The sequence below is a fragment of the Azoarcus sp. PA01 genome (genome assembly GCA_001274695.2).
GTDB lineage: Bacteria > Pseudomonadota > Gammaproteobacteria > Burkholderiales > Rhodocyclaceae > Aromatoleum.
Genome location: LARU01000005.1, coordinates 114,353 through 128,507, shown reverse-complemented (window position 1 = coordinate 128,507; position 14,155 = coordinate 114,353). Strand labels below are relative to the sequence as shown.

The 14,155-nt window shown below is 61.6% G+C and carries 9 protein-coding genes and 3 pseudogenes; 2 read left to right on the top strand and 10 right to left on the bottom strand.

Going from position 1 to position 14,155, the window contains the following annotated elements; translation table 11 throughout:
* Positions 1-240: 240 nt before the first annotated feature.
* Together PA01_19895 and PA01_19890 are read right to left on the bottom strand one after the other, a co-directional pair.
* Positions 241-825 (bottom strand): plasmid pRiA4b ORF-3 family protein, encoded by a 585-nt coding sequence (locus PA01_19895; protein KAI5911888.1) that lies wholly within the window; start codon positions 823-825, stop codon positions 241-243.
* 2 nt (positions 826-827) lie between these two features.
* Positions 828-1,064 (bottom strand): annotated as a pseudogene (locus PA01_19890) (transposase domain-containing protein).
* Between the two features lie 306 nt (positions 1,065-1,370).
* On the opposite strand from PA01_19890, the gene PA01_19885 reads away from it, so the two are divergent.
* On the top strand, positions 1,371-1,574 hold the full coding sequence (locus PA01_19885) for a hypothetical protein (GenBank protein KAI5911887.1): 204 nt from the start codon (positions 1,371-1,373) through the stop codon (positions 1,572-1,574).
* Positions 1,561-3,639 (top strand): recombinase family protein, encoded by a 2,079-nt coding sequence (locus tag PA01_19880; GenBank protein ID KAI5911886.1) that lies wholly within the window; start codon positions 1,561-1,563, stop codon positions 3,637-3,639. Before PA01_19885 ends, PA01_19880 begins: the two co-directional genes overlap by 14 nt.
* Here the strand turns inward: PA01_19880 and PA01_19875 are convergent.
* The 8 genes and pseudogenes from PA01_19875 to PA01_19840 all read right to left on the bottom strand — a co-directional run bounded on the left by PA01_19875 (position 3,640) and on the right by PA01_19840 (position 14,110).
* Positions 3,640-4,952 (bottom strand): annotated as a pseudogene (locus tag PA01_19875) (IS66 family transposase). It abuts the gene before it with no gap.
* A 63-nt stretch (positions 4,953-5,015) separates the two neighbouring features.
* Entirely contained in the window at positions 5,016-5,363 is a 348-nt protein-coding gene (gene tnpB, locus PA01_19870) for an IS66 family insertion sequence element accessory protein TnpB (protein ID KAI5911885.1), read from the bottom strand.
* A complete protein-coding gene (locus PA01_19865; GenBank protein ID KAI5911884.1) occupies positions 5,360-5,806 on the bottom strand; it encodes a transposase in 447 nt (148 codons plus the stop codon). The genes tnpB and PA01_19865 overlap by 4 nt, the downstream gene beginning before the upstream one ends.
* 155 nt (positions 5,807-5,961) lie before the next feature.
* The gene (locus tag PA01_19860) at positions 5,962-7,446 is read right to left on the bottom strand and encodes a reverse transcriptase domain-containing protein (GenBank protein ID KAI5911883.1); all 1,485 of its coding nucleotides are present in this window, start codon (positions 7,444-7,446) and stop codon (positions 5,962-5,964) included.
* 490 nt (positions 7,447-7,936) lie between these two features.
* Positions 7,937-9,367, bottom strand: a complete 1,431-nt coding sequence (locus tag PA01_19855) for an IS1182 family transposase (GenBank protein ID KAI5911882.1) — start codon at positions 9,365-9,367, stop codon at positions 7,937-7,939.
* A gap of 396 nt (positions 9,368-9,763) precedes the next feature.
* Positions 9,764-13,084, bottom strand: a complete 3,321-nt coding sequence (locus tag PA01_19850; GenBank protein ID KAI5911881.1) for a DEAD/DEAH box helicase family protein — start codon at positions 13,082-13,084, stop codon at positions 9,764-9,766.
* A gap of 297 nt (positions 13,085-13,381) precedes the next feature.
* Positions 13,382-13,522, bottom strand: a pseudogene (locus tag PA01_19845) (transposase).
* Positions 13,523-13,558: 36 nt separating this feature from the next.
* Entirely contained in the window at positions 13,559-14,110 is a 552-nt protein-coding gene (locus PA01_19840; GenBank protein KAI5912068.1) for a muramidase, read from the bottom strand.
* Between the last annotated feature and the right edge of the window lie 45 nt (positions 14,111-14,155).

Genomic DNA, 14,155 nt, shown 5'->3' with positions numbered 1-14,155 from the left:
TATCGTCAATCTCTTATCGGAAAAACACTGGCCGCATGTCTGTTTGTCGGCCTGAGGGGCCATTGAGCCTGCGGCACGCGTCGGTCGGGAATGCGCTGGTTACCTGCCCTTCGTCTGCTTGTCGCGGTCAATGACCGCTTGTCACTTCAGCCTACAGTCGGATCCGATCCAACGCCGTCATTAAGCTTCGAGGAAAGCAGTCGCTCAAAGGTAAGCGTCCGCCCCAGACCGTCTTGACGTTCAGAGCTTGATTTTGTGCAGGCGCAAATCGACGGTCTCGATGTCGAAGGCGGTCGGGTCGAAGGACTTCCCGTGCCATGCGAGCATGGCGTGGTGCTCGGGATGGTTCGGGTCGGCCATCGCGGCGACGAAGTCCGCGTAGCCGGGTTCGCCACCGACATCCTCGGGCGGACTGGCATTGGCGCCGGCAAGGCAGAGCGCGGTGTTGAAGAGCGGGTCGGGCGGCAGGCGGCGTTCGACCCTGATGCGATGCTCCCAGTCGTCGCCGAAGTCATAGACGTAGCGAAACGACTTGGCGCCGCCCAGCGCAGTCGCGAGCCGCACGCGCTGTTCGGAGCGCACGGGTTCGAAGTCGTAATCGGGATCCGGGATGCCGTAGCGCTCGCCCGCGATCTCGAACTCGTGCAGGTGGCAGTCGAGCCAGCCCATCACGGCCTGGATGACCTGGTGCAGCTTCGGCAGCGTGAGGGTTTCCGGCACGACCACGCGGCGCCAGATGGCCGGTTTGATCCAGGCGAGTTCAATCCTCAGTTGCAGCCGGTGCGGCGCGGGCCGCGCCTTCGCAAGTCGTACGACAGTGCCCATGGTCAGGCCGCCTTGCGCAGGAGTTCGGATGGGTCGCGGTCCAGATTCCAGGGCAACAGTTCTTCGATCCGGTTGATCGGATGCTCACCGATGCGTCCGAGCACGTCGCGCAGGTACGCTTGCGGGTCGAGACCGTGGAGTTTGGCCGAACCGATCAGGCTGTAGAGGGCTGCTGCGCGCTCGCCCCCGGCATCCGAGCCGCCGAAGAGGAAATTCTTGCGTCCCAATGCCAGTTCCCGTTCATTCTGCCCATATCGGGCAGGAAGCTGAAGTCCATTATCGATGGCATCCGTTGTATGGGCGCCGCGTCAAGGTTCGCGACATCGAGCAGCGTGGCCGAGGCCACGTAGTTCACGTTGAATCCGACCCTTGCGTAGTCAAAGTAATTGCAGCATGGATGCTCGATCCTGCCGCGTGTTCAGCCATGAAACTGGGTGAGCCGAGGGTCACTGTGGCGGCGTTGTGCGATCTGCATCAACTGCTTGTCGATCGACATTTGCGAGGAAACTCGCCGGACGATTCCAACACCGTCCGGGAGAAACGCAATGGACAAGCCGCCCAACGTCGTTCCAGCAGGCCTGCAGTCGCCGTGGTCGGTGCCGCGACAAATGAACATGACGTTCGACCCCGTCGAACTTCAGGGGATGAGCTCGGCCCAGCGCACAAGGGCAATTACACATCTTGCGAGCCTGCTGATGCAGGCCGCCGGCGTCGTCACCGCGAAGGAGCATGACGATGACGAACATTGATCGTTTGCCAGCGCTTTTGCTCAATCGCAAGGCGGTAGTCTATGTTCGGCAGTCGACCCAGACTCAGGTCCAGATGAATCTGGAAAGCCAGCGCCGCCAATACGAACTGGTGGAAGAAGCAAAGCGTCGTGGATTCCGCGACATCGAGGTTATCGATGATGATCTGGGTCGATCGGCAAGCGGAATGGTGGCTCGGCCCGGGTTCGAGCGCCTTGTGGCATTGCTCTGTGCGGGCGAAGTTGGAGCTGTCCTTTGCCTGGACGCATCACGTCTCGCGCGCAACGGGCGCGACTGGCACCATCTGCTCGAACTTTGCGGCCTCGTAGAGGCGCGGGTAATCGACCTGGATGGATTGTACGATCCGTGTCGGCCAAACGACCGGCTGCTGCTCGGCATGAAGGGCAGCATCAGTGAATTCGAGCTCAACGTTCTGCGTACCCGCATGCTCGATGCCGCACGCGGCAAGGCTCACCGTGGCGAATTGCGGATCAGCGTACCGGTGGGTTACATCTGGCATCGAGAAGTTGGATTGGGTCTCGATCCGAACCTGCGATTGCAGGAAGTCATACGTCTGGTCTTCGCCCGTTTCCGCGAACTGGGCAGCGCACGGCAAGTGCTGCTGTCGCTGCGAGCCGAACAGGTTCACTTTCCGCGCCCCTCCGACGGCCGGACACTGACGCACTTCGACTGGACGCCGATACGCTATCGTAATGTGATCTCGGTGCTCAAGAATCCGTTCTACGCCGGGGCATACGCGTACGGCAAAAGCGGGAAGCAGACGGCAATCGTAGAGGGCCGCGCACGCAAGAGCTACAAGCACCGCAAACCGTTTGAAGAATGGGACGTGCTGCTCAAGGAGCACCACGAAGGCTACATCGACTGGACGGAATTCGAGCGCAATCAGAAGCAGCTCGCGGCCAACGCTTATGGCAAGGCGGGTGACGTGAAATCGGGTCGCGGCGGGCGAGCACTGCTCGCAGGCCTGCTTGCATGTGCGCGTTGCGGGCGCCGCCTGTCGGTGGCCTATACTGGCCGCATACCACAGCCGGTCTATCGATGTGACCGCTTCGACATGCCGCCCCGATGCATGAGCTTCGGCGGATCTCGTGTCGATGCTGCGATCGCGACAGAGCTTATGCGCGTTGTTGAACCCGTGGCGATTGAAGCAGCTCTTCACGCCGAGCAAATGCACATGGACATCCTGAACGAGCAGCGGCGGATTGTCGAACTCGAACTGCAGCAGGCTCAGTACGAAGCGACGCTCGCGGAGCGGCGCTATGCCGCCTGCGATCCCGATAACCGCCTGATCGCCGCGCAACTGGAGAAGAATTGGGAAACTGCGCTACGCCGCGTACAAACCTGCCAGGCACGCCTGGAATCGGTATGCACACCAGCGTCGGACATCCCCACCCCTGACTTTGCAGGGCTTGCCGAGGACCTCCATGCTGCGTGGAACGCTCCAGGCGTCACCATGCGCACGCGCCAACAACTGGTTCGTGCACTGATCATCGATATTGTTGCCAACGTGGACGAGACGGCGCGTGAAGTCATCCTGACGATCCATTGGCAAGGCGGCCAGCACTCACAGCTACGGATCCGCAAGCCCAAGTCGGGCGAGCATGGATGCTGCACGTCTGACGAAGCCCTGGCAGTCATTCGCAGCATGGCAACGCGGTGGTCGGATCAAGACATCGCTGCATCGCTGAACCGGATGGGGATCCGCACCGGGCAAGGCAAGACCTGGACTGCCCATCGCGTCAGCTCCCTGCGGCGGGTCCGCGGTATCAATGCCTACCGGTCGGCGCAGAAGAATGGCGAATGGTTGACAATGTCGGAGGCCGCGAAACTGCTCGGCGTCACCAACCACGCAATCCGTCGCCTGATCAAGGATCGGATTCTCCCCGCCGAGCAGGTAATGCCCGATGCGCCGTGGCAAATCCGCGCCAGCGACCTGCATACCGAGGCGGTTGGCGCCGCGTTGACCTGCAAACATCGCCCGTGTCGCAACGACGTCGAAGGACAACTCCCAATGTTTATCGAGGTTTCAGAAGGAGGTGCACAATGAACGCCCCGTCGCCACCGCCCGCAGGGCGCGCTCGGCGGCGTTGTTGTCGATCTCGATGCGGCCGTCTTCCGCATAGCGGACGAGCGCCTGCCAGTGGTTCAGGGCGTACTGGATCGCCTCGCTGATGCCGGACTTGCGCGACACGCGCCGGCTCTGGGTTTCGAGCCAGGCTTGGAGAGCCTCCAGCAGCGGGCGCGCCTGGCCCTGCCGCGCCGCGCGGCGAATCGGCGGTGGCTCACCGCGAATGTTTGCTTCGATGGCGTACAGCTGGCCGATCCGCGCGAGCGCCTCGGCGGCGATCGGAGAGGCCTGCGCCCGATGCACATCGAAGAACTTGCGGCGCACGTGCGCCCAGCAGCCAGCCTCCTGTACCCGCCCAGTGGCGTACAAGGGATGGAAACCGGCATAGGCATCCGCCTGCAGGATGCCGCAGAAGGCTCGCAGGTGACGCTGCGGATGCTCGCCCTTGCGATTGGGCGAGTACGCGAACCATACGGCCGGTGGATCATTGCTGCCCGCGGGGCGATCATCGCGCACGTAGGTCCACAGCCGCGCGGTCTTGGTCCGTCCTTGGCCGGGTGCGAGCACCGGCAGCGGGGTGTCGTCAGCATGGACCTTGTCGGCGGCGAGCACGTGGCGGCGCAGCGCCCCGACCAGGGGATCGAGCAGTTGTGCCGATTGCCCGACCCAGTCGGCGAGCGTCGAGCGGTCGAGCTCGACGCCGGCCCGAGCGTAGATGGCACTTTGCCGGTACAGCGGCAGGTGGTCGCAGAACTTGCCCACCAGCACGTGCGCCAGCAACGCCGGCCCGGGCAGTCCGCGCTCGATCGGCCGCGCGGGGCGGCCGCCTGCACGATGCGCTCGCAGTGCGAGCAGGCGAGCTTCGGGCGCACGTGCCGGATGACCTTGAAGTGCGCCGGCACGTACTCGAGCATCTCCGCGACGTCCTCGCCGAGCTTGACGAAAGTGCTGCCGCAGTCCGGGCAGTTGCCTTCGGCGGGCGAGTGTTCCACGGTCTCGCGCGGCAGGTGATCCGGCAAGGGTTTGCGGGCGGGGCGTTTCGGTGACGGAGCTACCCCGGACGTCGTGTCCGGCGAAACGTCTGCGCCCGCTTCGCGCCTGGCGGCCTCGATGCCCTCGAGGGCGAGCTCGAGCTGGGCGAGCGTGCCGTCCAACTGCTCGGAGCGGCGACCGAACTGCATCCGACGCAGCTTGGCGATGATCAGGTTCAGACGCGCGATCTCGGCCTGCTGGGCCGTCACCAGGGCCTTGAGCACAGCCTGGTCGTCGGGAAGGGGCGTCGTCGCGTGCATGACGAGAGTCTACGCGATGCTGCGAGGCGTGAACAGCCCCCCGTGCCCGATATGCCTCTTGACTTACGCCGCGCAGTCGGGCTGCCAGGTCCGCTCGGGCCGACGCCAGTCGATGCCCTCGAGCAGCATCGACAGCTGCGCCGTCGTCAGATGCACCGCCCCCTCGGTCGCCTGCGGCCAGATGAAGCGACCCCGTTCGAGGCGCTTCGCGAAGAGACACAGGCCGTCGCCGCTCCACCACAGCAGCTTCACGAGATCGCCCCGCCGCCCCCGGAAGATGAAGACATGCCCGGAGAACGGATTCTCGGCGAGCGCCCCTTGCACGAGCGCTGCCAAGCCGTCCATGCCGCGCCGCATGTCAGTGACTCCGGCTACGAGCCAGATGCGTGTGTGCGCCGGCAGGCCGATCATGCCCGCTCGGCCAGACAATCGAGGACCGTGCGCAGCGCCTCGCGACTGACCTCGCCGAGCACCCGCACGGTGGCGCCGCCCACGACGATCTCGAGCGCAGCCGCCTGCTCCACGCCCGCCAAGTCCTGCCTGGCCGTCGCCGACAAAGTCATCACCGGCAGCAGTTTCGGCATCATGCTCCCGCCAGGCGTCGCAGCCGCTACGTGCTCCGGTTGTGGCCTGCCGAACAGGCCGGCACGGTAGTGGCGGCGCCACTTGAACAGCAGGTTGGCATTGAGGCCATGCGCGAGCGCGAGCTTCGCCACCGAGATCCCCGGCTCGCACGCGAGGGCGGCGAGCTGGCGCTTGAAGTCGATCGGGTAGTTCGGACGCCCCTTGCGGGTTACCCGGGTGATGCCATTCGTGGCCAAAGTGGTCCCCACCAGATATTTGGTGGGCACCACTCTGGGGGAACCCAGTCAGGGACGGAAGACGGTGCTGGGCGGACGCTTACGCTCAAAGTGAAGGGAGGGGCAATGGGCCAGCTCCACCGGCGCGGCCTCCCAGTGGCGTAGCCGCCCTTCGACCACCCTGTTAGGCCTAGCGGTCGGAGTCGCATTCAAAACTTCTTCACGCAGCCAGCGATAAGGAAATTCATGGGGGACCCCTTCGAAAAGTAGTCCAAGACGTAGTTTCTCTCAGCGGCCTTGAGTGACCTCGACCCCATAGCTGACGCCCACGACAGCCAATCGGACTGACCAGTCTTAAGGTACTCACTTCGGATTTCTTTGAACCCAAAGCCTTGCTCAGGAATCTCTAGCACCTTCGCACGTGCTACTTTGAAATCCTGTGACAGCTCATAGAGCTTGATGAGGAGCTGCCCGTAGCAGCCGTGTCCCATAAGATGGTCTTCGACGATGCACGTGAGCCAGAACAGCTGGTACTCAAGAAAGAAGGTCTCGGTCTTGAGGTACCCAAGCAGGATGTCGGCCAAGTCGAACTTCTCAGAGATAGTGCCGCACACCGAATAGAGATGCTTGGAGAGATTGGGAAAGCGCCCCAGCAACGCAGGGATGTGCTCAAGAATACTGTCGCTATGGGCGCGCAGAAAACTCAGTATTAGGTCCGCATCCGACTCTTCGAGCGCCTCGTCCTTAAGCAACGCTAACAGGGCGTTAACTTGGTCGGCAGTCAAAGTCGATTCGATCTCAGTCTCGATCTCAACCAGGTCAACAGATGACGCCCCGTGAATCTCGTGAACCTCCTGGACGATCTCCTTCAATGACTCATGAATCTTGGAGAGCGTTTCTTCGACTCCAGTGACGCTTTTGTCGTAGCAGGTCTTTCCGGGGTTCACATTGAGTCCGTATTGCCCAAGAAGTTGCTGGATGCGAACGAAATCTTGTCGAAGCACGTCCGGCTTTTCATCAAACAAGGTGAAGTCGTCCATGAATCGGACCAAGCAGGATGACTTCACCTGACCTGCAAGATCAACGAGTTTGAGGAACTCGTTGCCGATCATCTTGCTTGGATAAATGCCCTGCGGAAGAAAGTCGACACTTCTTCCTGCGTTGATCTCACGTAGAAACTGACCCATTGCCTTGCTGTCTACGTCTGAGACGGCCGGGGCGGCGGCGAACCAATGCGCTATGTCGTGGTGATACAGGCTGTTGAAGTAAGCTGCTATGTCGAACTGTAGCTTGTGTGAGAAGGCCTTATCATTTTCAATGAGGCACTGCTTGTACTCTCCGTATGCTGAGTGCACCGACACGTGCGCACCGTCCTTGAACCGGTAGCCAAAACTCCGCCGGGTCTTGCTCACTTCAGGCCGAAAGATCGACCGGTTCCGGTAGCACACGTCGTACAGAAAATACTCTGCAACGGGGTCAAGCTTCAACGTCCTTCGAAGGTGTCCATGAGGCTTTGTCGCGTGCACCCTCTGCTGCGGCAGGAAGTTGTCCGCTTTGTTCTGCTCGTCCAGGACCTTCTGGTAGATGTATTCGCTGATCTCTGCTTCATGCCGCTCGGCCATGAGCAGATTCGTCTTAAGCGGAAAGAGCGTTGCCCCGAAATCTGCTTTGATGAAATCGAAAGTCGCGGTCATAAGGAAATTGCCTGGGCCCTGATTGCGAGGCCTAACTTTATTCTTAGGGAGACGGGAATGCCGCATTGCACTTGATGCGCTGCATAACGACGGCCCCGTGACGGAGAGGAGATCCGCTTGCGCTTTAGCGATGAATAGCGAGTTCGATACCTATCTGCATTCATAACACCTCGTGAATGCCGGCACATGACCTCTCTATCGGCAGAACCACAGCATACGTGGCGAACGCACCTATGTCTATCGCGTACCGACGTGTGCCGGCATTGACGATTTCATCGTCTGTCCATGGTGCAGACGCTGGCTTAAGGACCGCCACGCCCGGCAACGACTGGCCAATGTCATGGAGTGCGCCGAAATGTTGGCTTTTGGCCGAGGCTGTGTAAAAACGGTTCAACCTGCGCTGCCCGGCGTCCGCGTCGGCAGGACTCTTGGCAATTCAAGTCATTCGCTGGCGGCGAGGCGGCGTTATTGAGGACGTAATAGACCTGCTTCAGGCCCGCATCGCTGCCATCAGTGCCTCGTTTCCCATCAGATTCATTACTCGCTTCAGGTTGTACGCCAGAACGTGCAAACTCATCTCCGTTCGGACGCGTTCGAGGCCCTTGGTCAGAAAGTGGGTCGCGCCCATCCACGCCTTGAGGGTGCCGAAGGGGTGTTCGACCGTCCGACGTCGGATACGCATACTGTCCGGCGCTTTATCGAGCCGCGCCTGCATGACCTCCAGCTCTTCCTCATGCACCCAGCGGCTCACACGCCGATAGTCACTCGGGGTGCATTGGTGCTTGAGGGCACATCGCGGGCAGGATGAGCTCCAGTAGCGATTCATCGTCAGCCTCGCCTCGACTCGCGCAAAGCGCCAGATCAGGCGCTCGCCGGCTGGACAGACGTACTCGTCGTTGTCACGGTCGTACACGAAGTCTGCCCGGTCGAACCGCCCCTCGGCTTTCGCGTTGGAAGTCGTGCTTTTCGGAACGAGCGGCACGACGCCGGCTTTGTGGCAGGCGAGGATTTCCTCGCTCTTGAAATAGCCCCGATCGGCGATTGCCGTGAGGTACTCCACTCGCATCGCCTTGCGGGCCTGCTTGCCCATCTTGCTCAGTTGATCTCGGTCCAGCCCGTCGTTGGTTACCTCGTGGGCGACGATCAGGTGGTTCTTGGTCTCGACGGCCGTCTGCACGTTGTAGCCGACGATGCCCGTGCCCCGCGTCTTCATCGAGCGGGCGTCGGGATCCGTGAGGGAAACCTGCTTGTCGGGCGCGTTCTCGAGCTGCACGCCGATCGCTTCGAGTTCCTTCATTCGCGCCTTCAGCGTCGTAATCTTGTCCTGCAGTCGCTCCTTCTTCGCCTGGGCCACAGCCGGCTCTTGCCGGTCAGCGCTGTCCATCTCGACCAGGTAGCGCTCGATGCTCGATTCGATCTCTTCCATGCGCCGTTGCAGCTTGGCGCTGGTGAAGTTGCGATCGCGGTTATTGACTGCCTTGAATTTGCTGCCGTCGATCGCGACCACCGCTTCGGCGAACAGTCCCAGTTCGCGGCACAGCACGACGAACTGGCGACAGACGCCACGGATGCCCTTCGGATTGTCCTTGCGGAAGTTGGCGATGGTCTTGAAGTCGGGCGTCAGGCGTCCGATGAGCCACATCAACTCCAGGTTGCGCTGAGCTTCGCGCTCCAGGCGCCGACTCGACTGGATCCGGTTCAGGTAGCCGTAGATGTAGAGTTTGAGGAGCGCGGCCGGATGGTAGGCGGGGCGTCCGGTGGCCGCTGGATCGACGCCAGCGAAGCCCAGCTTGCGCAGATCAAGCTCATCGACGAAGACGTCGATCACCCGTACCGGATTTGTCTCGGCGACAAAGTCATCCAGACTCTCGGGTAGTAATGCGCTCTGTGTCCGGCACTGTCCTTCGATGAATCGTTTCATGGCACCCGATCACCCTGACAACAATGCCAATATCATGCCATAAGAGGCGTTTTTACACAGCCTCGGCCGACAGGCCCCCTCTCGGATCTCGCCCGTCAGCGGCCGCCCGTTGCGTCTAGTGCCCCCGGCGGGCGGCCGAGCGACGCGGTCAGATCTCGATCTGCTCAGAGGTCTTCAGGGCATCGTCGATTGTGGATATCCGCTTAAGGGTGCCGACGCTCCTGAACCTCTCCTGGCTGCTATGTCATCTCTCATTAAAAATCATGACGTCGCTCCCGCATGGATCCGTGCGCCCCTGGAATCGGCCATCGAGCCTTGAGCGGCCACCGCTGATGTCGCCATTATCTGCGTAGGCGGATATGAAACGTCGCGCATGGGGCTGACAAACCCAACCCGTTAGTGATTTGCAATGAGCCAGAACGGCACGTCGTAGGTTTCTCGCAGATAGTTTTCCGTCACACCCAGCAGCTCCAACTGCGATGGACTCACGTCCCGCTTCGACACCCCGGGCTGCACGGCATACACTTCCACGGTGACCGACAGGACATTGAGCCGGCGTGCGATGGTATGCAGGTCTGCCAGCTCGCCTTGATCCAAACGGGTCCCGCCCCGCTGGTTGCGCTCGACCTCGCGCCGGCGCATTCGGTCCAACATTTTCCAGACCATCCCCTTCCAGCTCACGCTGCGCTGCGCCTGACCGCACACCTCGTAGAGATCCTTTACACGCGCACCCGCCGCATCCTCGCTCGAATACTTGCAGTGATATAGGCGGACGAGCAGCACATTCTCTGTCACGCGCAGCGCAACCACATCGGCAATCTCTCCCGATCCGTCATCGTCGAACACGACATCGAAACGGGTAGCCGCGGGTTCTGCGAGCAGACCCAGGACAACCTTGCGCTGAATCGACGCTGGCCGACGTTCCTCGCGCTGCGATTCCATGCGGATGTCGGTCCCCTGCCAATCCCATTCGATGATGCGCTCCAGCGGAAACGGCATACGTCGGTGCGCTTGCGGAAGCGGGTAAAGTTCATTGCCAACCATCATGGCGCCATCGGCGAAATAGAGGGTCGGCGGATTCTCCGCGAACCACTCGGCAAGCGGCCGGGACGCCCCGCGCCCGACTGAAATGCTCGCCTCCGGGCCCGACACCCTGACGAAGGTCGCCCGCCGTTCTACGATCCTGACCTCATACTCCACTACGGCACCGATGTGATCGGCCACCACGGAAAACCGCAGTGGCCCGACTGGATCGTGAGAGGTGATTGCCAGTCCGACGTCGTAGAGGGACTCTTCCTGTCGCCCAATTTGGATCAGCACCCGCTCTTGCGGTCGCGCGAGCAGATCCGGATGCCACTCCACGGCGATGGCAACAGTCTCCGGCCGGCCCTCGACCTCGATCGGGACCACCACGTTGCGAAACACGTCGACGGTCGAAATATTCTCGTCATTGAGCTTGGCGCCAATGCCGTGACACCACTCGACCCATTCGGACAAGTCGTAGGCCACCCGATACGACCAGACACGACCCTTCTGGGAACACCCGAACGTGATCGGTTCACCGTGCTCGAATCCCTTGCCAAACAGATTCGACTTTGCCTTGTTTTCCCGCATTGCCGTGACGAGGGCCTGGGCCACGTCCGCGCCATTGTGCATGGAGAACTGTATGTTGCGGCTGAGCAGATGCCTCAGCCCCAGACTCATGATCACGAAGCGGTTCAGTCCGTGCATCGCCCGAAAGATGGGTTCGCCCCGGATCAGCCGCGCCGAATCACCAGCCACAACCGTCGCAAGGTCCTCGTGAACGGAACTGTTGTCGGAACTATTGATGAACAGCAGGCCGCTTTCTCGATCCCAGTGCAGCAGGTACAGATGCCAGAACGTTTCCTTGAGGTCACGGATGTCGCCCCATGGAACTGGCAGGAGTTCGCGCGCGACGACGATAAGCGTGTTCGCTTCTCTGTTGATGTAGGGACCGGCATACAGCCGCCCCGCGGGAAACTTTCTTACGATGGCATCCGGTTTCCAGTCTGCGCAATCAGTCTTGAAGACGACGGCGCTCATTTTTGGGAAGATATTCTGCAGCGAGATAACCGGACTGGCCTCCCGGAATCCGTCGATGAAATCCGATCTGCGCACCTCGCGCTGCGTCGCCCCTTCGCTGAGCCTGCGCAACAATTCGTTCCAGTCCGAGTCCTCCGCGTAGAGGGCCTGCAACCTTTGCTCGACATTAGCGTCGGCAATATTAGCAATGACAGTGGCTTCGCCAATACCTTTCGCCGAGCGGGTAAAGCGGCCAGTGAACTGCAGGGTGATCGCTAGGCTCTTGTGCATGTCATGCAAGGCCGCGATCTTGAGGGCTGGCAAGTCAAAGCCCTCGCCAAGCATGTCGACACACACGACAATTCTCGAGGCACGTGTCTGCAAAGCCGCCAGACCAGCCTGGCGGGCCGCCGCGCCTTGCCGGCTGTGCACCAGGACGGGCCGATGCTCGGGTGCCATCTGCTGGTAGATCGCATGCAACAGTTCGGCGCGCCGAATCGAGGCGGCACGCGCCATTACCAGATGGTCATGACCGGCTGCCATGTCTCTGTTGAGGACGGCGATGGCCGCTTCGCAGATCGCCGCGTCAGCCTGCCGCGGATCGAACTCTATGACGGACTTGAACAACACGGCACGAAAGTAGCCCTCCGACTGGGCCCGCCGGAGGGGATAGTTGAAGATGATCTTGCCGTCGACGGGTTTCCCGTCCTGCCGGAATGGTGTCGCCGTAAACTGCAGGATGTGCGCGGCAGCCATTCGCTCCTTGAACGCATCCCAAGTCTGGGCCGCGACATGATGGGCCTCGTCGATGAACACGTGCGATGCCCATTGCGCGAGCGCATCGTCGCGCCGACTCATGCCGCTGGCGATCGCCATCGTTGTCACAAGGACGTTGCATTGCATCAGGATTCGGTCGGCGTCTTCGCGGGACTGGGGCATCCGCGTGAGCATGCCTACGACGGGGAGGCTTGCCGCCTGACCGACGACGCCGAATGCCTTCAGCCAACCCAAGGTTAGGAATTTTCGCCCCACCTGTACGCGCAGTGCATCAGAGGGCACAACGACAAGCAATCGCGGGATCCGCCTCGCCACCAACAGTGCCAGCATAGTTTCAGTCTTGCCGGTGCCCGTTGGCATGACTACGGTGGCTGTGGCGTCAGACACCTTCCAGTGCGCGAGGACGGCGTGCAGTGCGCCCATCTGCGGCCCGCGCAGCCCAGGCGATACGGTGTCGTCCTCCAGGATTTCCTCCTCTCGGAAAAAGAACTGGTCCCGCCAGCTTCGCAGGACCAGGTCGCGACGAGCCTGCGCAGCCGCGACGTCCGTGGATTCGGGCGCCTGCGGCAACGGTGACAGCCAGCGCGCCCCACGACTCGACGCCAGATCCCATCCCCGCTCGCCGCTGGGAAAACCGGTCTTCGTGGTGACCAGAATGTCCCCCCCGACGTTGCCGGGGTCCGCGCCACTGGGAAGAACACGGATGTGTTCGCCGTCTGGCATCATGACGTCATAGGCTAAGATGCGGCCTCTCGGGTCGGCCTCTTCCTTAACTTCCAAGCAACCGCGTATCGCCTCGACACGCAGTTGCTGGACCTCATTTCCGCCAATACTGCCGCACAGGTGAAACCGCTCCGGAATGGAGCCTTCATATCGCGTTGCCATCGCATGGATCACGGTAGAGTCGGTGCACCCAAGTATATGGGATACACATTTCTGCGTATGCATACCTCCTACCGGGGGCGCACGCGTCGCCGCAGCCATGCAGCCGATCTACCCATGCCGGTCGCTCCGGTCTTGCGCCAGCGCGGGCCGACGGACCGCATCGGGTCGCGGTCCTGTTATCTGCGGAAGTTCCAAGCACTCATTGGCGACGATTTCCCTGTCGATGACCGCTGACCTGCACATTCCTGTCGTAAGCGGCTTCGGTCGCCAATGGCCGTTCCGGCCGAGCTGCTGTCTGTGGGCCCCCTCGGATCGCCTGCTCGAGTCAGAATTGACCCGCTCGAGCATATTCGTGCTCTTCAAATGCTTGTGATGGGCGCGGGGCAGGCGGTAGAAGCTGAGCGTCTCGCCGATGTTCGCCTCGACCCAGTCGATGAGCCGCGGATACTTGCCTTGCGGCGATCCAATCCGAGAGTTGCAGCGGCTTCATTCGTTCGCGCTGGTGAAAGTGATCTGGCGCGACACATAGGCAGCCGTGCGCGTGGATCGTGGCGGGGTCGGTTGCACGGCTGGAGTCGCCAGCGCGGCCGCAGCGGCCGGCGCCTGTATCATTGGTGTCGAGGGCGCTGCGCCCTCTTTGGTTACGTCGAGGGTGACAAACCGGGCTTCCAGCCAATCCGCCCATTTCGCCGCCTTCTTCATCAGGTCGGCGCGATAGATCGCATTGAATTGCGGTGTGCGCGAATGGTAGTTCGCGGCTCGCGTCCAGATGTCTCCCTTGTCGTTGCGCAGGTGCATCCGCAGCCGCCAGGCGGCCAGGTCGAACGAGTAGCAGCCAGCGGCCGCTACATCGTTCGCCGTGATACCGTACTGCTCCAGTTCGCGCAGGTATGCGGTATTGAACTGCATCGGGCCTACGTCATGGGTGCCGTTCATGTTGCGAACCCACTGGCCTGGTTTGCCGCCCTCTTTCTCGGCGACTGCCAAGACGATGTTGGCGGGCACTTCATACTTCACGGCAGACGAGATCGAGCACACGATGCGCTCTTGCTCCAGCGGGGGTAGATCCGCAACGAACGGCAG